The 22,049-nt window shown below is 71.1% G+C and carries 20 protein-coding genes and 1 tRNA gene; 11 read left to right on the top strand and 10 right to left on the bottom strand.

Features of this window, described 5'->3' with window-relative positions; all coding sequences use genetic code 11:
• Positions 1-35 precede the first annotated feature (35 nt).
• From tmk to M0M48_RS22330, 6 genes are all read left to right on the top strand, one after another.
• Complete coding sequence (tmk, locus tag M0M48_RS22355) at positions 36-695, top strand: dTMP kinase (RefSeq protein ID WP_215812397.1); 660 nt, start codon at positions 36-38, stop codon at positions 693-695.
• Positions 692-1,843, top strand: coding sequence for a DNA polymerase III subunit delta' (locus tag M0M48_RS22350; RefSeq protein WP_257752809.1), 1,152 nt, complete (start codon positions 692-694; stop codon positions 1,841-1,843). The genes tmk and M0M48_RS22350 overlap by 4 nt, the downstream gene beginning before the upstream one ends.
• Before the next feature lie 10 nt (positions 1,844-1,853).
• Positions 1,854-3,407: an alpha/beta hydrolase gene (locus M0M48_RS22345; RefSeq protein ID WP_257752808.1), complete on the top strand. Its 1,554-nt coding sequence runs from the start codon at positions 1,854-1,856 to the stop codon at positions 3,405-3,407.
• Between the two features lie 72 nt (positions 3,408-3,479).
• Positions 3,480-3,552 (top strand) — tRNA-Thr (locus tag M0M48_RS22340).
• Positions 3,553-3,863: 311 nt separating this feature from the next.
• The gene (locus M0M48_RS22335) at positions 3,864-4,106 is read left to right on the top strand and encodes a helix-turn-helix transcriptional regulator (protein ID WP_257752807.1); all 243 of its coding nucleotides are present in this window, start codon (positions 3,864-3,866) and stop codon (positions 4,104-4,106) included.
• Positions 4,099-5,490, top strand: a complete 1,392-nt coding sequence (locus M0M48_RS22330) for a type II toxin-antitoxin system HipA family toxin (protein ID WP_257752806.1) — start codon at positions 4,099-4,101, stop codon at positions 5,488-5,490. Before M0M48_RS22335 ends, M0M48_RS22330 begins: the two co-directional genes overlap by 8 nt.
• A 24-nt stretch (positions 5,491-5,514) precedes the next feature.
• Here the strand turns inward: M0M48_RS22330 and M0M48_RS22325 are convergent, their stop codons facing one another.
• The 3 genes from M0M48_RS22325 to M0M48_RS22315 all read right to left on the bottom strand — a co-directional run bounded on the left by M0M48_RS22325 (position 5,515) and on the right by M0M48_RS22315 (position 8,221).
• A complete protein-coding gene (locus M0M48_RS22325) occupies positions 5,515-5,994 on the bottom strand; it encodes a nucleoside deaminase (protein ID WP_257752805.1) in 480 nt (159 codons plus the stop codon).
• Between the two features lie 75 nt (positions 5,995-6,069).
• A complete protein-coding gene (locus M0M48_RS22320) occupies positions 6,070-7,011 on the bottom strand; it encodes an Ig-like domain-containing protein (protein ID WP_257752804.1) in 942 nt (313 codons plus the stop codon).
• 41 nt (positions 7,012-7,052) lie between these two features.
• Positions 7,053-8,221 (bottom strand): IS3 family transposase gene (locus M0M48_RS22315; protein ID WP_257752069.1). Its coding sequence is split into 2 segments (ribosomal slippage): positions 7,053-7,969 and positions 7,969-8,221, totalling 1,170 coding nucleotides; the frame shifts between segments, so codons are not numbered across the junction.
• Between the two features lie 274 nt (positions 8,222-8,495).
• Between M0M48_RS22315 and M0M48_RS22310 the strand changes: the two genes are divergently transcribed.
• The gene (locus tag M0M48_RS22310; protein ID WP_257752803.1) at positions 8,496-9,068 is read left to right on the top strand and encodes a TetR/AcrR family transcriptional regulator; all 573 of its coding nucleotides are present in this window, start codon (positions 8,496-8,498) and stop codon (positions 9,066-9,068) included.
• Here the strand turns inward: M0M48_RS22310 and M0M48_RS22305 are convergent.
• Complete coding sequence (locus M0M48_RS22305; protein ID WP_257752802.1) at positions 9,065-10,540, bottom strand: APC family permease; 1,476 nt, start codon at positions 10,538-10,540, stop codon at positions 9,065-9,067. The two genes, M0M48_RS22310 and M0M48_RS22305, sit on opposite strands and share 4 nt — an antisense overlap.
• Before the next feature lie 91 nt (positions 10,541-10,631).
• Between M0M48_RS22305 and M0M48_RS22300 the strand changes: the two genes are divergently transcribed.
• Together M0M48_RS22300 and M0M48_RS22295 are read left to right on the top strand one after the other, a co-directional pair.
• Positions 10,632-11,600, top strand: a complete 969-nt coding sequence (locus tag M0M48_RS22300) for a carbon-nitrogen hydrolase family protein (protein WP_257752801.1) — start codon at positions 10,632-10,634, stop codon at positions 11,598-11,600.
• Complete coding sequence (locus tag M0M48_RS22295; RefSeq protein WP_257752800.1) at positions 11,597-11,983, top strand: hypothetical protein; 387 nt, start codon at positions 11,597-11,599, stop codon at positions 11,981-11,983. Before M0M48_RS22300 ends, M0M48_RS22295 begins: the two co-directional genes overlap by 4 nt.
• 7 nt (positions 11,984-11,990) lie before the next feature.
• On the opposite strand, the gene M0M48_RS22290 is transcribed toward M0M48_RS22295, so the two are convergent.
• Genes M0M48_RS22290 through M0M48_RS22280 form a run of 3 tightly spaced genes read right to left on the bottom strand, consistent with a single transcriptional unit; the run spans position 11,991 to position 15,822 of the window.
• Entirely contained in the window at positions 11,991-13,007 is a 1,017-nt protein-coding gene (locus tag M0M48_RS22290) for a helix-turn-helix transcriptional regulator (RefSeq protein WP_257752799.1), read from the bottom strand.
• A 26-nt stretch (positions 13,008-13,033) separates the two neighbouring features.
• The gene (locus tag M0M48_RS22285) at positions 13,034-14,356 is read right to left on the bottom strand and encodes a cytosine permease (RefSeq protein WP_257752798.1); all 1,323 of its coding nucleotides are present in this window, start codon (positions 14,354-14,356) and stop codon (positions 13,034-13,036) included.
• Positions 14,353-15,822 (bottom strand): amidase, encoded by a 1,470-nt coding sequence (locus tag M0M48_RS22280; RefSeq protein ID WP_257752797.1) that lies wholly within the window; start codon positions 15,820-15,822, stop codon positions 14,353-14,355. The genes M0M48_RS22285 and M0M48_RS22280 overlap by 4 nt, the downstream gene beginning before the upstream one ends.
• Positions 15,823-16,000: 178 nt before the next feature.
• Here M0M48_RS22280 and M0M48_RS22275 point away from each other — a divergent pair, with 178 nt between their 5' ends.
• Positions 16,001-16,708 (top strand): Pr6Pr family membrane protein, encoded by a 708-nt coding sequence (locus tag M0M48_RS22275; protein ID WP_257759270.1) that lies wholly within the window; start codon positions 16,001-16,003, stop codon positions 16,706-16,708.
• Positions 16,709-16,754: 46 nt separating this feature from the next.
• Positions 16,755-18,092, top strand: a complete 1,338-nt coding sequence (locus tag M0M48_RS22270; RefSeq protein WP_257752795.1) for an anaerobic C4-dicarboxylate transporter family protein — start codon at positions 16,755-16,757, stop codon at positions 18,090-18,092.
• Between the two features lie 16 nt (positions 18,093-18,108).
• Here the strand turns inward: M0M48_RS22270 and M0M48_RS22265 are convergent, their stop codons facing one another.
• The 3 genes from M0M48_RS22265 to M0M48_RS22255 are packed head-to-tail and all read right to left on the bottom strand — an operon-like array spanning position 18,109 to position 21,994.
• On the bottom strand, positions 18,109-19,218 hold the full coding sequence (locus M0M48_RS22265; protein WP_257752794.1) for an N-formylglutamate amidohydrolase: 1,110 nt from the start codon (positions 19,216-19,218) through the stop codon (positions 18,109-18,111).
• Positions 19,219-19,268: 50 nt separating this feature from the next.
• On the bottom strand, positions 19,269-20,453 hold the full coding sequence (locus M0M48_RS22260; protein WP_257752793.1) for a lipase family protein: 1,185 nt from the start codon (positions 20,451-20,453) through the stop codon (positions 19,269-19,271).
• Entirely contained in the window at positions 20,450-21,994 is a 1,545-nt protein-coding gene (locus tag M0M48_RS22255; RefSeq protein ID WP_257752792.1) for a M28 family metallopeptidase, read from the bottom strand. Before M0M48_RS22255 ends, M0M48_RS22260 begins: the two co-directional genes overlap by 4 nt.
• Positions 21,995-22,049: the final 55 nt, after the last annotated feature.

The raw sequence follows: 22,049 nt of genomic DNA, 5'->3' as shown, positions 1-22,049 counted from the left end.
TGGCACGTGTCGGACCCGTCTCGTAGGTTCAACCCGTGACCCGCTATCCCGGCCGCTACACCTCGACCGGCGTCTTCGTGTGCTTCGAGGGCGGTGAGGGCGGCGGCAAGTCGACCCAGTCACGGCTGCTGCGCGACCGGCTGGCCGAGCAGGGCTACGCCGTGCGGCTCACCCACGAGCCCGGCGACACCCCGGTCGGCAAGGACCTGCGCCGGATCGTGCTCAGCCCCGAGACCGGCGAGCTCGCCCACAAGACCGAGTTCCTGCTCTACGCCGCCGACAAGGCCGAGCACGTCGAGACCCTCGTGCTGCCCGCGCTCGACCGCGGCGAGGTCGTCATCACCGACCGGTACGTCGACTCGACCCTCGCCTACCAGGGCGCCGGCCGCGCGCTCGACCGCGACGAGCTCGAGGAGGTCTCCCGGTGGGCCACCGGCGACCTGCGCCCGCACCTGACCGTCGTCCTCGACCTGGAGCCCGAGGCCGGCCTGGGCCGGTTCGAGGAGCGCGACCGGATCGAGGGCGAGGGCCTGGCCTTCCACCAGCGGGTACGGCAGTCGTTCCTCGACCTCGCCGCGCACGACCCCGCGCACTACCTCGTCGTCGACGCCCGCGGCACGATCGACGAGATCGCCGCCCTCATCGCGGCGCGGGTGGCGCCGCTGCTGGCCCAGGCACGGAGGATGGCACCGTGAGCGTCTGGGACACCCTCGTCGGGCAGAAGCCGACCGTCGCCGCGCTCGAGAAGGCCGTCGCCGGCCAGGGGATGACCCACGCCTGGCTGTTCACCGGTCCGCCGGGATCGGGACGGTCCAACGCGGCGATCGCGTTCGCCGCGGCGCTCCAGTGCGACCAGGGCGGACGGGGGCCCGACTGCCCCGACACGTGCCACACCTGCCACACCGTGCTCGCCGGCTCGCACGCCGACGTCTCGGTGATCCGCACCCAGAAGCTGTCGATCGGCGTCGACGAGGTCCGCGACCTGGTCCGCCGGGCGTCGCTGAGCCCGATGGGCGACCGCTGGCAGATCCTCATCGTCGAGGACGCCGACCGGCTCACCGAGCAGGCGTGCAACGCCCTGCTCAAGGCGATCGAGGAGCCCAACGGCCGCACGATCTGGATGCTGTGCGCGCCGACCGTCGAGGACGTGCTGCCCACGATCCGCTCGCGCTGCCGCCTGGTCACCCTCGCGACGCCGACGACCGAGGAGGTCGCCGGCTTCCTGCAGGCGCGGGGCGTCGAGGCCGGGCGGGCGACGTACGCGGCGCGAGCGAGCCAGGGACACATCGGCCGGGCCCGGGCGCTGGCCTTCGACGACGACGTGAGCCGCCGGCGCCAGGAGGTCGTCAGCATGCCGGTGCGGCTGACCACCCTCGGCCGCTGCATGGACGCCGCCACGCGCCTCGCGAGCGCCGCCAAGGACGAGGCCGACGCGATCACCGCCGAGCTCGACGCGCGCGAGAAGGTCGACCTCGACGCGGCCTACGGCGTGGTCGAGCGCGGCCGCCGCCCCCGCGAGTACGGCCCCGCCCTCGCCGCCCTCGAGAAGGGCCAGCGCACCCGTGCCAAGCGGCGCCACCTCGACGTCGTCGACCGCGGCCTGACCGACCTGATGTCGGTCTACCGCGACGCCATCGCGCTCGCGACCGGAGCCCCCGGCGAGCTGGTCAACGAGGACATCCGGGAACAGGTCCAGACCATCGTCGAGACCTCCACCCCCGAGCTGAACCTCCGCAGGATCGGTTGGATCTTCGCCGCGCGGGAACAGATGCTGGAGTTCAACGTGCCGGTGGCTTTGGCCCTGGAGTCGATGATGGTGGCGTTGAAGGCGCCACAACGATGAGGAGCTGCTGGTGAGCAAGAAGTTGATCGTCGCGGTCGTCGTGGTGTGGGCCCTCGTGCTCGCCGGCGGCGTCGGCATCGGAGTGGTGCTGCTGACCAGCGGCGGCGACTCCGACGAGCCGGCCGCCGACTCCTCCACGCCGCCCCCCGCGCAGACCCAGGGCGCGGACGGTCGCACGATGGAGGACTTCTACCAGCAGAAGCTCAGCTGGTCGGCCTGCGGCGCCGACGAGTGCACCACCCTCCAGGTCCCCATCGACTACCAGAAGCCCGGCGACGGCTCGATCGAGATCGCCCTCGAGCGGGCCAAGGCGACCGGCGACCGGATCGGCTCCCTGGTGATCAACCCGGGCGGACCCGGTGCTCCGGGCACCTCCACCGTCCGTGACGCGCAGTACTACTTCGCGCCCGAGCTGCGCGCGGCGTACGACATCGTGGGCTTCGACCCCCGCGGTACCGGCAAGTCCGCCCCCGTCGACTGCCTGAGCGACTCCGCCCTCGACGCCTACATCGCCGCCGACCCCGACCCGGACACCCCGGAGGAGCTGAAGCAGGCCACCGAGAACTCCGCGGACTTCTGGGCCGGCTGCAAGGCCCGCTCCGGCACTCTCGGCGCCCACGTCAGCACCGTCGAGGCCGCCCGCGACATGGACGTCCTGCGCGCCGCCCTCGGCGAGGACAAGCTCGACTACCTCGGCTTCTCCTACGGCACCCGCCTCGGCGCGACGTACGCCGAGCTCTACCCCGAGAACACCGGACGCCTCGTCCTCGACGGCGCCATCGACCCCTCGCTGTCCTCGCGCGACGGCGCCCTCAGCCAGGCCGCCGGCTTCGAGACCGCCCTGCGCTCCTATGTCGGCAGCTGCGTCGCCGACGGTGACTGCTTCCTCGGCGACAGCGTCGACGCCGGCCTGAAGACCATCAAGGGCCTGCTCGACGACATCGACGCGAAGCCGCTCGAGACCAAGGACGCCGAGGGCCGCAAGCTCACCGTCGGCCTCGCCTTCTACGGCCTGATCACCCCCCTCTACGCCAAGGACAACTGGTCCTTCCTCGACGACGGCCTCAAGGCCGCCCTCAAGGGCGACGGCTCGACCCTCCTGCAGCTCTCCGACTTCTACGGCTCCCGCGAGGGCGGTCGCTACACCGACAACAGCCTCGAGGCCATCTCGGTGATCAACTGCCTCGACGACCCCTGGTCCATCACGCCCGACCAGGTCCCCGGCCAGTTCGCCGACTTCGAGAAGGCCTCACCCACCTTCGGCAAGGTCTTCGCCTGGGGCCTGACCGCCTGCGACGGCGACCCCTTCACCGCCACCGACGAGCCGGACCTCAAGATCGACGGCTCCGGCGCGGCCCCCCTCGTGGTCCTCGGCACCACGCGGGACCCCGCGACGCCGTACAAGGAGGCGGTGGCGATGGCCGAGCAGCTCGAGTCCGCCGTCCTGGTCACGCGCGAGGGGGACGGGCACACGGCGTACAACAAGGGGAACAGCTGCATCGACGACGCCGTCCACGCCTACCTCATCGACGGCAAGGTCCCCCAGGACGGCCTGACCTGCTGAAGCCGACCCGGATTCCCGGTCTCGGGGCCGGTCCCGGTATGCTGCCGCGGTCGCTGGTGCAGACCGGCGTACGCCGCCTTAGCTCAGTCGGTAGAGCGAGTCACTCGTAATGACTAGGTCGTCGGTTCGATTCCGACAGGCGGCTCCGAGTAGGTCAGACCCGTTTCTTCGCCGGGCCTGACGGCCGGTGAGAACGCACGGTTGCACCCTCGCCGCAGGTAGGACCGCCGAGCGAGCCCGTGCCTCGGCTCGGTGTCGCCGACTCAGTGGGTGCTCTTCAACGACGTCACGTTCTCCTTTCTCCAAGCCAGTGGGGCTGGCGTTTCGCAGCTGGTGCGATCCATGTCTGCTAGAGAAGACATGGCGGTGATGTCAGCCGTGGTTGACATCCCGCAAGATGTCAACCACAGTTGACATCGGCTGCGATGTCAACGAACGCCGACAATGGAGGAAGACGTGATCGCCACCAACGCGGAGCAGATGGGGGCGCTCGTGAAACAAGCGCGTCTGCGAGCAGCAATGTCGCAGGCGGATCTCGCGGCACTTGTCGGCGTCACCAGGCAATGGGTGATCGCGTTCGAGTCAGGGTCGCCGACGTCGCGAATCGGACTCGCTATCAGGGCTGTCCAAGCCGTCGGTCTCGCTGTTGATCTCGTCGACACCGAGCAGGATCCCTTCCGAGGGATCTTCGGTGGCTGACGACCTCGCCGTCTGGATTGAAGGCGAGCACGCCGGAACTCTCTCGAGGGACCGCAAGGGAAGCCTTCGCTTCGCCTACGACGAGACCTATCGCAACCGCAGGGGCGCGACGCCGCTCTCGCGCTCCATGCCCAAGCAGCAAGCCGAGTACGGCGACGATGTCGTCGCGCCGTGGTTCGACAACCTTCTTCCCGATGACGACGAGGTTCGGCAACGATGGGCGACTGACTTCGAAGCGCCGTCGCCTTCGCCGTTCAACCTGCTCGAAGGCATGGGTATCGACTGCGCCGGCGCTGTCCAGGTCGTTCCTGTCGGGCTGATCCCCAATCAAACAGGACGACATGAGGGAGTCGGCGAAGCGGAGATAGAGGCCCGCCTGGCATCGCTGCGCCGTGACGTCACCTCCTGGAACGCAGACGACCACGGTGGTCGTTGGTCGCTCGGTGGTGCGCAGGGAAAGTTTGCGCTGGCTCGACAGCAGGACGGTTCGTGGGCGGCGCCGAGTGGCCGCGCGGCCAGTACGCACATCTTCAAGGTCGGAGTCGCTCGGTTTGCCAACGCCGATGTGGCCGAGTTCGTCTCCATGCGTGCGGCCCAGCACCTCGGTCTCAGTGTCGCTGCCGTGGCCATCATGCAATTCGGCGCACAGACGGCGCTCGTCGTGGAGAGGTACGACCGCGTCATCGACCCCATGGGTACCCGTCGCTTTCACCAGGAAGACCTCTGTCAGGCCCTGGGCCGTACGAGGAAGGTGAAGTATCAGAACGACGGAGGACCTGGGGTCGCGGACGTCAACAAGTTGATCTCCGGTCTGCACCCGAGCGATGTGGCCCCTTCGCGTGAACTCTTCGTGCGCTCCCTCATCTACAACTGGCTCACCGCCGGGGTGGACGCTCATGCCAAGAACTACAGCCTTCTCCTGGTGGGCGACAGGGCGCGTCTCGCTCCGCTCTATGACCTCACCTCGGGGTCTCTTCTGCTGGGGCCAGAGAAGATCTTCTACAAGGGCAAGACTGCGATGAAGATCGGCAATGACTACCGGCTGCGCAACATCGGTCGGAGTGATCTCCAGCGATGCGCTGACGAAGCCGGCGTCGACGACGCCTCCTTCATGGACATCGTCGATGACTACGTCGCGAGGATCCCGGATGCCTACGAGCGGGCGGTCGACGAAGCCCTTGACGCCGGTGGCGCTCTGATAGCTCCCGGGACCAGAGACCGCTACCTGCGAGGAATCGGTACGACGCTGGACTTGTCGGCAGGCCAAGCCGGGTTGTCGCGCGGATCACGGATACGCCAACCCGTCGAGCGCACCAGCGCCAACAGCTCGGAGGCCGTCAGCGAGATCAGCGAAGACGTGGCGGAGGGCCATTTTGATGCTTGACCGCGGTGGAGCATCCGCGCTCGCCTACGCCCAGAAGCCCTCGTGCACCGCCCGCGCCCGCTCTCCCAGGTGCGGCCCCGACACCCGTACGTCGGGCGCCCCCGCCGCGAACACGTCGCGGCTCGAGAGGTGCAGCGTGAGCTCCGTACCGCCGCCCGCGAGGGCGGCGAGCTCGTCCGAGCCGAAGGCGTAGACGATGCGGGGGATGCGGCTCCAGTAGATGGCGCCCGAGCACATCGCGCAGGGCTCGGTGCTGGTGTAGAGCGTGGCGGTGGTGAGCTGGTCCGGGGTGAGGGTGCGGGAGGCCCGGCTGACCAGGTTCAGCTCGGCGTGGCGGGTGACGTCGCGGTCGGTGAGGACGGTGTTCTCGGCCTCGCAGAGGACGTCGCCGGAGGGGGTGGCGAGCAGGGCGCCGAAGGGGTGGTTGCCGTGGTCGCGGGCCTGCTGGGCCAGGTCGATGGCGGCGAGGAGCAGGCGTTCGTCGTGCGGGGCGAGTGCGGACACCGGTCCAGGATGGCCGAGAGGCCCCGGCCTGCGGAAGACAGGTCGGGGCCTCGCGGCGAGGGTGAGGGTGCGGGGTCAGCGCAGCCGGATGGACCGCACGGCCGAGCTCGAGGGCTTCACGGTCGGCGACCCGGCGTACTGGGCGACGAGGCGGTGCTTGCCCTTGCCGAGCTTGGCGACGACCACGCGGACGACGCCGCGGTGGCCCGCCGTGAGCGTGCTCTGGCCGACGACGCGGCCGCCGCGAGCAAGATCCCGTACGACGACCCGCCCGGTGGCCGTCTTGCCGGCGCGGACGGTGACGGTCGCGGTGCCCTTCTTGCGCGCCGCCACCTTGTACGTCGCCGCGGTGGTCGAGGCGACCTTGGCCACCACGCCGCCGCCGGTGCCGCCGGAGCCGGTCGCGAACAGCGGGACGTACGGCGTCACGTACGCCTTGTTGCCGCCGTGCCCGCTCACCTTGAAGGCGACCTGCAGGTGGTCGCCGCTCTCGGCGACGGCGCACGGCTTGGTGCCGGCGGTGCGGCCGGGGCAGCTGGGGGCGCGGGTGGCGGTGCCCTTGAGGGCGCGCTTGGCGACGACGGGGACCTGGAACTCGAAGATCTGTCCGCGCTCGAGGGTGATCGCGCGGCCCCCGACCGAGGCGATCGCGATGCCGCCGTTGGGGCCGCGGGTCAGCTCGACCCGGTCGGTGGAGAAGGTCGGGGTCGGGTCGTCGATGTCGTTGATGCCCCACTTGACCGGCTCGTCGGGGTAGCCGAAGGCGGTCTCGTCGAAGACGAGCTCGGGCAGGACGGCGACGCCGCTGCTGCACGGCAGGCCGACGAGGCCGATGTAGCCGTGCAGGAGGAAGGGCTCGCCCACCTTCGGCACCTCGCCGGTCGGGGACCACCAGCCGGTGTTGGCGGTGACGCCGGTCGAGGGCAGGCGGGTGAGGCAGTCGATGATCGTGTCGGACTGGCTGGTGCCGTCCTGCCACTCCCCGGCGGCGGCCTGGGCGGGGGACGCGAAGGCCACTGGGCTGCCGCGCAAATTTCGGACAGTGATTAATTGTGTTTTTACGCTGCCTGCTGCTGGTTGCAGTACTCGTCGTGGACCTCTTGTGGGGTGCGGTAGCCGAGTGCTGAATGAAGACGTAGGCGATTATAGCGGAATTCGATGTACCGGGCCACGTCTTTCCTCGCTTCGTCGCGGGTGGGATAGGTCACGCGATTGACCCGTTCGACTTTCACCGCTGCGTTGAACGATTCGGCTAACGCGTTATCGAAACAGATCCCAGTTCTACCCACCGACCGGCGAAGATCGAGTCGTGAGGCTGCGCGGGCAAATTCGTCGCTCATGTATTGCGTTCCGCGATCCGAGTGGATCACACATTGTGATTCCAGGGTGTAGTTGCGTGCGGCCATATCCAATGCCTCGACTACCAAAGAGGTGCGCATGTGGTCGGCCATGGCGTAGCCGATGCAGGCCTTGGTGGCGCAGTCGATCACCGTCGCCAGGTACAACCAGCCCTCATCCGTGCCGATGTAGGTGATATCGGAGACGAGTTTGGTTCCCGGCGCGTGGGCGGTGAAGTCGCGTCCGAGGAGGTCGGGCACTGCGGCGGCGTCGCCGGCGATGGTGGTGGTCGGCCGGGACGGCCGGGGCTGGCACGGCACCAGTCCGAGCTCGCGCATCAGCCCCCGCACCAGCTCCGGGCTGGCGTCCTCGCCCATGCGGCCGAGGGAAGCGTGGATCCGCCGGTAGCCGTAGGTGGCGTCGGAGTCGTCGAAGACGGCCTCGATCACGGCCTTGAGTCGCTCGCGACGCTGTGCGGTGGCCGAGGCGGGCCGGTCGGCCCAGTCGTAGAAGCCAGACCGGGACACCCCGGCCCAGGCGCACATCTTGACCACCGGATAGTGCGCCTTCTGCGCGTCGATGAACTCGTATTTCGCGCTCACCGATACTCCTGGGCGAAGAAGGCCGCCGCTTTTCCCAAGAACTCGTTACGCATCCGCAGTTCGCGAACTTCACTCTCGAGCTCACGAAGTCGGGCACGCTCCGATATCGACAGTGGCGACTCTTCCTCGGGGTTCGCCTCCCGGTACTTCGCGCACCAGTTTCCCAGCGTGCCTTCATTGACGTGGATCTCGCGGGCGACCTCGGCGATCGAACGAGACGACTCGATCACCATTTTCACGGCCTCGTCCTTGAACTCAGGCGTGAACTTTCGACGCTTTTCCGGCATTAACTAGTTACCTCCATTTCGGAATGGACCTTATTTGATCCACTGTCCGAAATGTCTGAGGCACGCCACACCAGGAAAGCGGTGAGGAGGGTCGCGGCCAGGGCGAGGGGGGATCTGCGGTTCCGGTCCGGTGAGGTCATGCGGCGACGCTAGGAGGCGGTTCGTCCCGCGGGCGACGACCGTTGTCCTCGGTGTTGTCCCTTCCGTGTCCCGGCTTTGTCCCTGTGCCGTCTATGCTCACCGACGTGCCTGTTGCCGAGCGAAGGCGGGCTGCGTGAGCGAGACCCGGGAGTCGATCCTCCGGCAGGCGTCGATCCTCTTCTGGCGACACGGGTACCGCGGCACGAGCACTCGGCAGATCGCCGCGAGCGTGGGGGTCACCCAACCCGCGCTCTTCCACTTCTTCAAGTCCAAGCAGGCGATCGCCGAGAACCTGCTGGCGGTCAGCCTCGACGAGACGCTGGTCAAGGCCCGGGCCGCGCTCGCCGCGCCGGGCTCGCCCGCGGAGCGCCTCCACACCTACGTGTACGACGACCTGCTGGCCATCCACTCCGGCGCGATCCCACTGGCGGGAGCCCACGCGTCGGACTTCGTGCACGAGCCGGGCTTCGAGGCGTGGGCGGCCAAGCTGGGCGAGCTGGCCGACATCCTGCAGGCGCTGGTCGCCGAGGGGATCGCCGCCGGTGAGTTCGTCGCGATCGACCCGGTGGTCGCCGAGGCGATGATCGCCGGGATCACGATCAGCCACATGAACCTCAACACCCTCGGCCTCGCGACGTCGCCGGAGGAGGCGGCCCGGCAGGGCGCGGACTTCATCCTGCGCGGGCTGCGGGCCGCCACACCCTAGGGGCGGTCCTCGGGGACGGGCCGCATCCGCCGCTCGGGCCGGCCGAGCAGGATCGCCAGCCCGGTGCCGACGGCGACGATGCTGAACACGATCGACACCGCCCAGATCTCGAACGTCGACGCACCCGGCGCCGCCAGGATGCTGCGCGGCCAGGCGATGTTGACGACCTCGAACGCGAGCCAGGTGAAGGCGATCCCGACGATCACCCGGAAGCCCAGCTCGGCGCGGCGGGTCGGCAGCGGGCGCCAGCGACCGGTGAGCAGGGCGAAGGCGGTCGCCGCGACGACCAGGAAGAACGTGATGTAGAGCCCGCCGGTCCCGAAGGTGATCATGGTGCCGATCGCCCGGGGGTTGAGGCCGAGCAGCAGGCCGAGCCCAGCGAGGGTGCTGGCCAGCGCCATGGCGCGGACGGGTGCGGCGCTGCGCTGGGTGACGTCGTCGAGCCGCAGGCTCCGCGGCAGCACGCCCTCGCGCGCGGCGGCGAAGATGACCCGGCCCAGGTAGGTCTGCATCGACAGGACGCACGCGACGAAGGTGATGCAGACCAGCGTCAGGAACGGGATCCGGGCCCAGTCGCCGAGGTTGGCGAGCACGGTGTGCAGGATCGGGTCGGCCACGGCCGCCGGGGTGAGAGGGCCGTTCTCCGGAGCGCTGAGGATGACGGCGATCGCCACCACCATCACGACGAGGCCGACCACAGCAGTGGCGGAGACGACGGCCCGCGGCACGCTCCGGCTCGCGTCGACGGTCTCCTCCGCGACCGAGGCGCCGGCGTCGAAGCCGACGAACGCCCAGCCGCAGACGGCGAAGGCTGCGAGGACGGCGGTCAGGGACTTCCCGTCCTCGGCTGCGAGGGAGCCGGCGCTGGTGAACAGCACGCTGAAGTCGTGGTGCCGGAAGCCGATGATCAGGACGAGCCCGAGCACCAGCGAGGCCACGATCTCGCAGACGATCCCGAGGTTGACGAGCGCCTTGGTGGCGCCGACGCCGAGGCTGTTGACGCCGAGCGCGACCAGGAGCAGCGCGGCGCTCCAGACGGCCTGCTCCACGCCGGAGACCGGGCGGTCCAGGAGGAGCTGGGAGAGCCAGGGGGCCGCCAGGTAGGTGACGGTGGTCAGGGCGGCGGAGACCGCGACGACGTACGTGACGCCGGTGAAGACGGCGTACCGCGGGCCGACGAGGCGGCGGGCCCACTGGAACGGGCCGCCGGCGATCGGGTAGCGGCCGGCGAGGACGCCGAACACGAGCGCCGTGCACAGCTGGAGGAGCAGGCAGGCGCCGAGCACCCAGACCCAGCCGGGGCCTGCGGTCATCAGGCCCAGCGGCACGATCGCGTAGAGCCCGACCACCGGCGCGACGGTCGCGACCCCGATCGAGAACGTCGACCAGACGCCGAGGCCCCGGCGCAGGACGGGGCGGTAGCCGAGCTGTTCGAGCTGCTGATCCGCGGATCGCGCTGTCGTGTCAACCACGGGGGGACCTTTCTCTCATGGCTCCTTATCGATCGATAAGGGCCTGGGGTACTGTCCCACCCGACAGCCCCACAAGCAAGAGGAGTCCGGCATGACCCAACGAGCAGCGATCGTGCAGCGGCCCGCCCGGCTGCACGACCTGACCGCGTCCCTGGAGATCGCCGCGCAGGCGATCGCCGAGGCGGCCGCAGGCGGGGCGGACCTGGTCGTCTTCCCGGAGACGTGGCTCACCGGGTACCCCGGCTGGGCCTTCTCCTGCACCTCGTGGGGGAACCGCCGGGCCCGCGACCTGTACGCCGCGATGCTCCGCGAGAGCGTCGTCGTCCCCGACGACATCGACGCGCTCCGCGGCGCCGCCGCCACCCACGACGTCTCGGTCGTGATCGGCGTCAACGAGCGCTCCGAGCGCGGCAGCGGGACCCTCTACAACTCGCTCGTCACGATCGCGCCGGACGGCGAGGTCGTCAACGTCCACCGCAAGCTGGTCCCCACGCACGCGGAGAAGATCGTCTGGGCGCCCGGCGACGCCGCGGGGCTGCGCGCCGTCGACCTGCCCGTGGGCCGGGTGGGCGGACTCGTCTGCTGGGAGCACTGGAACCCGCTCGCGCGCGCCGCGCTCCACGCCGACTACGAGCAGATCCACGTCGCCGTGTGGCCCGACCTGACCGAGGAGCACCTCCTCGCCGCGCGGTCCTACGCCTTCGAGGGACGCTGTTACGTCATCGCCGCCGGCCTGCTGCTGCCCTACGAGGCCGTGCCGGAGGACATGCGCGAGGAGTACGCCGCCGCGCTCGGCGAGGACCACCGGGTCGGCCCGGGCGAGCACTACTTCGCCGGTGGCTCCGCCGTGATCGGACCCGAGGGCGAGTGGATCCTCGAGCCGCAGCGCGGGGTCGAGGGGATCGTCTACGCGGACCTCGACGTCGACGGGCTCCCCGGCCTGCACCTCGACCTCGACGCGACCGGCCACTACGCGCGTCCCGATGTCCTCCGGCTGACGGTCGACCGCCGCCGGCTGCGGACCGTGGCGACCGTGGCGACCGCTCCGGAGGACGTGTGAGCGCGGACGGCCTGGTCGGCATCGGCCTGGTCTCGATCTCGCTGGGCGCCGTCTCCGGCTTCGCGCTGGCGGCGGCCGTCGAGCGCCCCGGCTCCCTGCGGCGCTTCGGCGTGGTGGACCCGCACCGGCTGCGTCAGGTCCACCTCGACTGGATCATCATGGGCGCCCTGCTCGTGGCGGTCGGCCTGGCCGTGCCCTCGATCCCCTGGTACGTCGTGCTGCCCGTCGCCTTCGGCGGCATCGTGAACCCGCTGTCCTTCCTGCCCATGGCGTTCTCCAAGACCGTGCACGAGAAGGCGTGGTTCCGGGGTGGCTCGTACCTGTCGTTCGTCGCGCTGAGCGCGGGACTCGTGGCGGCGACCGCCTGGTACCTGGCGGGGTGACCGCGGGTCAGCGCGGCCGCGGGGCCGGTCCGGGGTGCACCGCGAGGACGGCGTGGTCGATCGCCTTGATCGCCGCGGCCGTGCGGGACGTGACCTCGAGCTTGCACAGGACGTGGTCCATGTGGGTGCCGACGGTGCGGACGCTCAGGTGCAGGGAGGCCGCGATCTCGGCGTTGGAGAGGCCGCGGGCCACGAGCGAGAGGATCTGGACCTCGCGCCGGGTGAGGCCGAACGGCGTCCGCGCCCGCTGGAGCGTCAGCACGGTCGGATAGGTCAGGTCGCCGGTCGGCAGCACCTGGACGTGGGCGCTGACGCCCCGGCCGCGCTCGCGCTCGTCGAACCACGGGAACCGGGCCTGGGCCGGCAGCGCCGGGCTCGCGTCGAGGTGGGCCAGCAGCTCGGCCGGCGGCATCGGCCAGTCGCGCAGGGGCTGCCAGTCGCCCTGGGCGTCGCGGACCGCGACGGCGTCGGCGTCCGGCGCGCACTGCAGCACCAGCGCGTGGGCGTTGCGGTCCGGTGCGACGAGGGGGAAGAGGGCGGCGCCGGCGACGCCCAGCAGGGACCGGGTGCCCTCGATGGGGGCGCGGACGTCCTCGATGTTGAGGGTGAGCATCCCCAGGTAGTCGCCCTCGGGGGAGCGGAGCAGCATCGTCGCGCCCTCGCCGTACCCGTGCGGCTCGAGGACCGTCGTGTAGAAGCCCGATCCCTTGCGGTCGAAGGGGCAGTCGTCCCAGAAGACCGGTCCGTGCTGGTTGGCGAGGACGGGCCAGACCCGGTCGTTGCGGTAGAGGTCGCTGTGCAGCGAGGCCAGCACGGCGTCCGGGTAGCCCCGGCTGGCGATGACTCGGTGGGTGCCGTGTGCGGCATCCCACCGGGCCAGCTGGACGGCGGCGTACGAGAGGACGTGGCGCAGCTCGTCGAACACGGCCTCGGCGCGCTCGGCAGCGGGCGCCAGTCCGGCGACGATCCCCGGGACCCGCCACGCGGCCTCGATCGCCTGTGATGCGGGGTACCCGCTGCCCATGTCCACCTCCGTGCGCCCCCTGCACTCTACGCAGCCGGAGGCGGCCACGGACCCCCGTCGCCCGAGAACAGCCGGTGCACGACGAGGTACGCCGCCGCGCCCGCGACCATGCCGACCACCGCGGTGGAGAGCTGCGGCGCGAAGGCCTCCGCGAGCCCTGCGCAGGCGCTGCCCAGCGCCCAGCCGGCGAAGGCGTGGACGCGGTAGCCGGACGCGACGACCGCGCACTCCGTGCGGCGTACGACGAGCTGGTCGACGATCATCACCGCGCCCAGCGACGGCACGAGCACGCCGAGCAGCGAGAGCCAGGTGCTGAAGTGGTTCCAGGCGCCCGAGATCGCGATGGCGATCCCGAGCACGCCGATGACGGTGGCGGCCAGCTGCATGCTCCGCCGGGTCAGGCTCGCCCAGCCGACCGCGGACAGGTAGAGGTTGTGCGCGCAGACGCTGCCGAGGTTCATGAACAGCAGCAGGATCGCGAGCACGGCGAGGAGACCGCCCTGGTCGGCGAACCTGCCGAAGAAGTTGGCATCGGTGGCCGACGCGGTGGCCGCGGTGATGAGGCCGCCCAGCAGCATCGAGACCGAGTTGGCGAACGGGAAGGCGCCCGCGGTCGAGATCAGCGAGTGGCGGGTGTTCTTGGCCCACCGGTTGAAGTCGCCGGTCATGGTGCCGCCGTCGACGAACAGGGCGATCACCATCGTGACGGCGAAGCCGAAGGTCAGCGACCCGTCGCCGTCGTACGAGCTGACGGCCGACCAGCCGGCGGAGGTCGTCGCGTCGATCGCGGCCCAGAGCCCGAAGACCAGGAACAACGGGATCGACACGTAGCCGATCAGCGTCAGCGCCTTGACGCCGAGCACGGTGAACCCGGTGTAGAGCAGTCCGGCCACGACGGTCACGACGACGACATTGACGTCGAAGGCGTCGGCCATGCTCTCGCCGGTCAGGGCCACCTGCACCGCGAACCAGCCCACGACGATGGTCGCCATCGAGCCGGTGATGATCGTGGACCCCTTGGCGCCGAAGGTCAGGGCCGACTGGAGGCGGAAGTTGAGGCCGTGCCGGGTCGACACGATCCCGATCAGCCCGGTGTACGCGAACAGCACGAGGTTGCCGACCAGGATCGCCAGCGCACCGTGCGCCAGCCCCAGGGCGGCGACGATCAGGCCGCCCGAGACGGCGCAGGTGAGGATCATCGGGAACCCCATCCACACCAGCACGTTCGAGATCAGCGAGCGCCGGGCGCTCAGCGGGACGGGCGTGTTCTCGTACTCCTCGGAGAGCACCGAGTGCTCGGGCTCGGTGGGCGGGGGCGGTGCCGTGAGGCCGGTGGCGGGGAGGGTCATGCCGCGTCTCCTTGCGAGGTGAGGTGGGCGCTGAGCGGCCACGGCCGGGCGGCCTCGAAGGCCGAGATCGCCCGGAGGACGGCGACATCGCCGTGCCGCGGACCGGTGACCTGCATCCCCACCGGGAGGCCGTCGACGGTCCCCATCGGCACCGATGCGCTGGGGTTGCCCGAGAAGTTGGTCAGGTAGGTCATGCACCAGCCGATCAGCGGATCGACCGGCTCGCCCTCGATGCTCGACGGCCCGACGGTGTCGCCGTCCGAGCGGTTGCGCACGGGCATCGCGGCCACGGTCGGCGAGACGACCAGGTCGTACGTCGCGAAGGCCGCGTGCATCTCGTCGTACACGTGGGTGCGGGTCTGCGCGTCGCGGACCAGGTCGTCGACGCGGAGGGCCGGCACCCGGGAGGCCCAGTGCAGGAGCTGGTCCGGGAGCCCGAGCGCCGCGAGCTCGTAGCCCTCGTCGCGCAGCTGCCCGAGCCCCTCGTGCACGCCCACCGCCGTCGTACGGCACCAGGTGTCGGTGAGCTCGGTGTGGCTGTGCCGCCAGCCGAACCGGACCTCCTCGACCTCGGCACCCAGCGACTCCAGCGCGAGAAGCGCCTCGTGGAAGACCTGCACGATCCCGCGCTCGACGGGGAACAGGCCGAAGTCCGGCGTGAAGCCGATCCGCACGCCCTGCAACGACTGCTGCCCCAGGTGCTCGGCGAACCGCGGTGGCGCGGTGCCGGTGCTCGACGGATCGCGTACGTCGGGACGGGCCATCGCGGTGAGCGCGAGCGCGCAGTCCTCGGTGCTGCGCGTGATCGGGCCCTCGTACAGGAAGAGCGAGGGGCCGAACGCGTTCGGCCGGGTGACGAAGGGGATCGTGCCGGGGGACGGCTGGAAGCCGACGGCTCCGCACCACGCCGCCGGGATCCGGATCGAGCCGCCCCCGTCGGTGGCCCCCGCGACCGGGACGATGCCGCCGGCCACCGCGGCCGCGCTGCCGCCGGAGGACCCACCCGCGTTGTGGTCGAGGCTGTGCGGGTTGCGCGTCGGACCGGTCACGGCGTTGTCCGTCGTACCGCGGAAGCCGAAGGCCGGGCTGTTCGTCTGGCCCACCACGATCGCGCCGGCCGCCTCCATCGCGGCCGGGAAGGTGCTCCACCCCGTCGCCCTGCGCTCCAGCAGCCCCGGGACCTGCCCCAAGGTGGCCGGCCAGCCCGGCTTGTGGCCGAAGAGGTCCTTCATCAACGTCGGCACGCCCGCCAGCACGCCGACGTCCTCGCCGGCCCCGATCCGGCGCTCCAGGTCACGCGCCCGCGTCGTCGCCTCGTCGCGGGCGACGAAGGTGACCGCGTTGAGCACCGGGTCGAGCCGGTCGAGACGAGCCAGCGTCGCGTCGAGCACCTCGACGGGAGACACCGCTCGGCTGCGCACCGCGCGGGCGATCGACGCGGCTCCCGCGTCCAGTAGTTCGTCCATGCTTCCTCCAGGTCTGCGGCGCCAGCGCTTGTGACGCGCCGCACACGCTAGGGAGGAGGGGAGGCCTGCCACATCGGGTGAAATACGTAGGAACGGGGGCTGCTTCCGCGGCCCGGAATCCGCCTCTAGGCTGCTCCGGTCACCTGCACGACGTCCCCCTGTGAATCGGGAGCTCACCTTGCCGCTCCGCAGCCGCGCACGCCTCGGATGGGCCGCCGTACGGCTGGGCATGGGGGTGGCAATCGTCGCCGCCACCGTGGTCACCCTGTCCGGATCGGTCGACGCCTGGGACGCCGCCGGGTACGCCGACCGGGCGACCCTGTGGGTCAACTTCTTCAGCTACTTCACGATCCTGTCGAACATCGCCGCCGCGGCCCTGCTCCTGCTCGGCGCCGCGCGCCTGCTGCTGCACACCGGGACCGGCACCGGCGCCGAGCCTGCCTGGCTCAGCGGCACCCGGGTGGCCGTGGCGACGTACATGGGGATCACGGGGCTGGTCTACAACCTGCTGCTGCGCGGCCTCGCCGTCACCGGCGGCGGCGACGTCCCGAGCTGGACCAACGAGGTGATGCACGTCGTCGGGCCCGTCGTCGTGGTCCTCGACTGGATCCTCGCCCCTGGCCGCCGGGCCCAGCCCTGGAGCCGGATCGGCGTCATCCTGGTGTTCCCGATCGCGTGGGCGGCGTACACGCTGGTGCGGGGGCCGTTGGTCCACGACCAGATCAAGGGCCGTGACGGCTGGTACCCCTACCCGTTCCTCAACCCGGACAACGGCGGCTACCTCGCGGTGGCCGGCTGGGTGGTGGCCATCGCGCTGGCGTTCGCCGCGGTGGCGGCGGTGCTGGTGCGGGTCGCGCGACCGCGGGCCGGATCGTCGCTACCGTGACCTGAGTCGGCCTCCTCGGTCGGCTCCTTTCCAGAGGAGAACGGACATGGACGACGTCGTGGTGGTCCTCGAGCTCGCCGTGGTGCTGGGCGCCATCGTGATGGGCACCCGCTCGAGCGGTGTGGGTCTCGGTCTGTGGGGCGGCACGGGCGTCGCCGTCCTGGTCCTCGTCTTCGGCGAGGACGTCGGCAGCCCGCCGGTCGACGCGCTCCTCATCGTCCTCTCGGTCGTGCTCGCCTCGTCGATGATGCAGCTGGCCGGTGGGATCGACTGGCTGGTCACGGTGGCGGCCCGGCTGATCGCGGCGCGGCCACGCCAGATCACGCTGATCGCGCCGCTGGTGGCATTCCTCTTCTCGGTCGGCGCGGGCACCTCGAACATCCTCTACCCGCTGCTCCCGGTGATCAGCGACCTCAGCTACCGCAACGGCATCCGCCCGTCACGGCCGCTGTCGCTCTCGGTCGTGGTCACGGGCGTTGCGCTGGCGTGCAGCCCGGTCTCGGCGGCGATGGCGGCGATGGTCACGCTGACGGAGGTCGCGCCCTACGGGTTCGAGATGTTCGACATCATCAAGATCACCCTCCCGGCCGCGATCATCGGCATCGTCCTGACGTCGCTGGTCGTCAACCGGCTCGGTGCCGACATCGAGGACGACCCGGAGATCCAGGAGCGGATCCGGTCCGGCCAGATCGGGGCGCCGGGTGCTGATGCGGCCAAGGGCGTCGCGGTCGAGGCCACGACGGCCGGCCGCAACGCCGCGCTGCTCTTCCTGCTGGGGGTGGCGGCGATCGTCGTCCTCGGTCTCTGGAAGGACCTGCGGCCCGAGGGCGCCGACGGCTCGCCGCTGGGAATGACGCCGATCATCCAGATGATCATGTTCGTGGTCGGCACCCTGATCCTGCTGGTCTCCCGCCCCAAGGTCGCGGCGATCCCCGAGCAGACCGTCTTCCGGGCGGGCATGGTCTCCGCGATCGCCTTGTTCGGCCTCGCCTGGATGACCGACACGTTCATCTCCGCCCACACGGACCTGATCGTCGACAACGTCGGCAGCCTGGTCGAGAACGCGCCGTGGATCTTCGCCCTCGGTGTGTTCGTGGTCTGCGTGCTGACCACCAGCCAGTCCACGGCGACGCGGACGATCGTGCCGATCGGCCTCACCGCGGGCCTCGCGCCCGGGTTGGTCGCGGGCATGTGGTCGGGCGCCTTCGCCGGGATCTACCTGCTGCCGACCAACGGCTCCCAGATCGCGGCCGCCAACTTCGACGAGTCGGGGAGCACCCGCCTCGGTACCCGGCTGGTCGACCACTCGTTCGCCATCCCGACCGTCGTGCTGACCGTGACGACGGTCGCCGCGGGCGCGCTGCTGGGCGCGGTCCTGGGCTGACTCGCGGCCCGCACCCTCACGCGCCGTCGAGCAGCGCGCGGTAGTCGGCCCAGGACGTCACGCACGCCCGCGCGATCCGGTCGACGTGCTCGGGATCGGGCTCCGGCCAGTCGTCCCCGGGCGCGGAGATGTGGGCCGTGCCCGCGGCGCCGAGCAGCAGCTCGCGGAGGAACTCGGCCTGGACCGCGTCGAGCGTGACCCCGGCGCGACCGGCCTCGTCGCCGAGCTCGCGGAACCGCGCGCCGGCGCTGATGATCTCCTGGCTGCCGAGGTAGGGCTGGTTGAGCAGGACGTCGTCCGGGCTGGCCACGGCGAAGCCCGACCGGTGCGCCTGCGCCAGCAGCCGGATCCGCTCGGGCGCCATCGTGACGGTCCCGTCGGCCGTGGGGTCGCCGTGGGCGTCGCCACGGTTGGAGAGGGCGACCACCCGCGGGAGGCGGTCCGCCGGGGCCCGTTCGACCCGGACCGCGCCGTCGCGCGTGGTCGTGCAGTTCATCGTGTCGTGGAACGAGAGGGTCGTGAACCTGCGTGACGCCGAGCGCCCGGCGATCGTGCTCGCGGCCATCCGCTCGATGAGCTCGCTGCGGGTGCGCTGGTAGACGTCGACCCCACGGCTCCCCGCGTCGACGAACGCGTCGACCAGACGGGCGATCCCCGCGTCGTCCTCGGGGACGGCGAGCATCGGGAAGAAGGAGAACGTGACGGGACGGATCGCGTCGACCCCGGTGAGGTCGACCGGTTGGAACGGCCCGGCGTCGCGCACCCGGCGCAGCGCCTCGGCCAGGGACGCGGCGAGGTCGTCGGGACGGGCGCGGTTGGGGTCGCGGACGAGGCGGGGGTGCGGGTTCTCGACGTACACGATGCTGGGGTCGAGCTCGGCCCAGCGGCGGACGATCGCCGCGGTGGTGCAGTCGGTGTAGTCGAGCTGGAGCCGGCGGGTGAACCCCGGCGCCAGGTACGGGCGCAGCTCGCCGGGGATCGCGCTGCCGGCGTGCGGGCAGCTCACCAGCAGGTCGGCCTCGGCCAGCGCGTCGTCGAGCGAGCGGCGATCGCGGTCGGCGTAGAACACGATGTCGGTGAGGTCGAAGCTCTTGCCGTCCGGGAGGAACAGGAGGTCCGCGCTCATCCCCGAACGCTAGGGACGGTGCGCGCCCCTGGCAACCGCGCGACCGGGGCTCAGCGTCGCAGCTGCGCGAGGATCCACGCCGTCGCCGCCCCCACCGAGTACGACGCCGAGTTGGTCTCCGAGTGCCCCGCCAGCCAGCGCCCGAGCGTCACGTCGAGCCCCTGGCGCCGGTAGGAACGGACCAGCTGCTCGGTGAAAACGAACGGCGCGACCGCGTCGACCAGGCCCTCCTCGATGCGGACCGGGAGGGGGCGCAGGCGGAGCCGGCGGACGTCGTCCTGGGCGAGCTGGGTGGTGACGACGCGGACGAGCTCGTTGCCGCGGGGGCCGAGGAGGCGGGCGGGGGCGAGGCCGCCCCAGGAGTCGGGGGCGGCGAGCTCGGCGAGGCAGCGTTGGTCGAGCTGGTTCCAGAGGGCGCGGGCGCGCGGGCTGAGGCCGCCGTCGAGGGCGAGGCGCTGGACGGCGGGGTCCTCGACGGCCTGGCCCTTGATGATGAGGGCGGCGAGGGCCACGAGCTCGCCGGTGAGGGGGGCGACGGCCACGGGGAGGGGGCGCAGGGTGCGGACGAGGACCTCCATCTGGGTGACGGGGGTGATCGCGTGGACGCCCATGAGGCGCATGCCCGGCACGAGGGGACGACGGCGGTCGGCGACGTTGAGGGCGGCGACCCCGCCCTCGGAGTGGCCGGAGGCGACCCAGCGTCCGTTGAGGGGGACCAGGGTGCGGGTGGCGGCGACGAGGTCGACCATCGAGCGGCCGAGGGAGGCGCCGCGCAGGTAGGGGTGGGCGCCCGGCGTACCGAGGCCCTCGTAGTCGGGGCGGGCGACGGCGACGCCGGCCGCGAGGAGGCTGCGGGTGAGGTCGTCGCCCTGCTGCATGCGGCGCAGCTCGGGGTGACCGGGGGTGCCGTTGGTGGGGGCGCAGCGGTCGGCGATACCGGTCGTCATGTGGCCGTAGACGACCAGCGGCCAGCCGGCCTTGGGGGCGCGGCCGCGGGGGACGAGCACCAGCCCCGTCGCCGGTACGACGCGCCCCGCCGCGGTGCTCGTCGTGTAGCGGACCTCGACGACGCGGCCGGCGCCGGCGACCTGGCTGGTCCGGCCGGCGGCGGAGGTGTCGAGGAGCGTGCCCGGGCGCGGTCCGGGGCGGGGGCCCGCGGCGGTGACCGGAGCCGTGGCCAGCAGCAGGACGGCGGTCGCGCCCGCGGCCGCGATCCGGCGCAGCGCCCGGTTCACCGCAGGCCCTGGCCGATCCGGTTGCTGGCCGTGCGGTCGAGCACGTCGAGCATGTCGGCGTAGAAGACGGCGACCGGGCGGAGCTGGGTCTGGTCGATCTTGTCGATGGTGTCGGCCTCGTCGTACATGTAGAGCGGGCCGGCGATGAGGCTGATCACCGGAACGCCCGCCTGGAGCACGAACGAGGCGTCGGTCGGGATGCCGCCGAGCAGCTTGGCGGGCAGCGTGGAGTTCAGGACCGCGGTGGTGTGCAGGTTGTTGCGCACGATGGCGGCGTCGAGCTTGAGCTTGAGCGGCAGGCTGACGTTCTCGAAGATGCCGCGCGGCTCGTGCTGCTCGAGCACCTTGAGCCGTCCGTCCTTGTCGACGACGGCGCGCTTGCCGACGTGCTCGATGGTCGCGTTGGCGACGATCCGGTAGGGCGTCTGCTTCTTGGTGATGTACTTCTCGACGAAGGCCTGGTGCTGCTGGTAGCCGGTGAAGTGGGTGTCGAAGGTCGCGAACATCATCGTCTTCTGGCGCGGCTGGTAGCCGCGTTTCTTGGCCAGCGCGCCGTAGTAGTCGGCGAGCGCGATGACCTCGGACGTGCCGGTGGCGTCCTCGACCGCGCCGGGGCCCTGGGAGTCGTGGTGCGACTGGACCATCACCGTGTCCTTGGTGCGTCCGGGCAGGAAGCCGACGACGGTCCGGGCGGTGACCGCCTTGCGCTCGACGGTGAGCCTCATCGTGGCGCGCCGGGTGGTGCCGAGGGCGGCGCGGAGCGCGGCGCCGTCCTTCTTGGTGACCCACACGCCGGGGACCGTCATCGGCGTCCGGCGGTAGTACTCGTTGTGGTAGCGGTTGGAGTCGAAGTAGTCGTCGAGGACACCGATCACCCCCAGCGCACCGCCCTTCTGGGCGGCCTTGACGACGCTCTCCTGGTTGGTGAGGTAGGGGTTGGCGCTCAGCAGCGCGCTCGGGTTGAGCAGGCGCAGGTAGGGATCCCACAGGAACGTCGTGAACGGGAGCAGCCCGGCCAGCGGCAGCTTGAAGTTGAGGTCGAAGAGCACCCACTTGCCGCGGACGTCGGTGCTGCCCACGTCGCGGCCGCCGATGTCGACGACCTCGGCGGTCCGGCCCTGCGGGCCGAGCGTGCGGGTGCCCGGCGTGGTCGGGCCGACGATGAAGGAGTGCGAGATCGGGAACGAGTCGATCCGGCGGCCGGCGACGCTGAGCGAGCTGGCCGAGGCCTTCCAGGAGTACGACGTCGCCGTCTCGTAGTGGACGTTCGTCAGGCCGGCCTTGCGGAAGCGCTGCGCGACGTACTCGGCGGTGCGCAAGCCGCCGGGGGAGCCGGTGGTGCGCGGTGCGAAGCCGACCAGGTCCCGGATGGTCGCCATGAAGCCCGCGGTGCCGGCCAGTCCGGGCCGGACCGGCGGGACGGGGGCTGCGGCCTCGGCGGTCGCGGAGACGGACGACGGGCCGGGGCCGCCGGTCAGGACGGGGACCGCGAGGGCGGCCGCGGCGACGACGGCGAGGCGCCGGCGGAGGGTGAGACGCATCAGGACTCCTGGGAGCAGTGGAGTGGAGTAACAGACTGTACTTCAATCGAGTGAC

Source organism: Pimelobacter simplex, from assembly GCF_024662235.1.
Lineage (GTDB): Bacteria > Actinomycetota > Actinomycetes > Propionibacteriales > Nocardioidaceae > Nocardioides.
This window is presented reverse-complemented; position numbering and strand designations above follow the sequence as displayed.

Coding starts and splice junctions, on each gene's coding strand:
- M0M48_RS22300 (WP_257752801.1), top strand. CDS start 10,632: ATGACCCAACGAGCAGCGATCGTGCAGCGGCCCGCCCGGCTGCACGAC.
- M0M48_RS22290 (WP_257752799.1), bottom strand. CDS start 13,007: ATGGGCAGCGGGTACCCCGCATCACAGGCGATCGAGGCCGCGTGGCGG.
- M0M48_RS22285 (WP_257752798.1), bottom strand. CDS start 14,356: ATGACCCTCCCCGCCACCGGCCTCACGGCACCGCCCCCGCCCACCGAG.
- M0M48_RS22280 (WP_257752797.1), bottom strand. CDS start 15,822: ATGGACGAACTACTGGACGCGGGAGCCGCGTCGATCGCCCGCGCGGTG.
- M0M48_RS22270 (WP_257752795.1), top strand. CDS start 16,755: ATGGACGACGTCGTGGTGGTCCTCGAGCTCGCCGTGGTGCTGGGCGCC.
- M0M48_RS22265 (WP_257752794.1), bottom strand. CDS start 19,218: ATGAGCGCGGACCTCCTGTTCCTCCCGGACGGCAAGAGCTTCGACCTC.
- M0M48_RS22255 (WP_257752792.1), bottom strand. CDS start 21,994: ATGCGTCTCACCCTCCGCCGGCGCCTCGCCGTCGTCGCCGCGGCCGCC.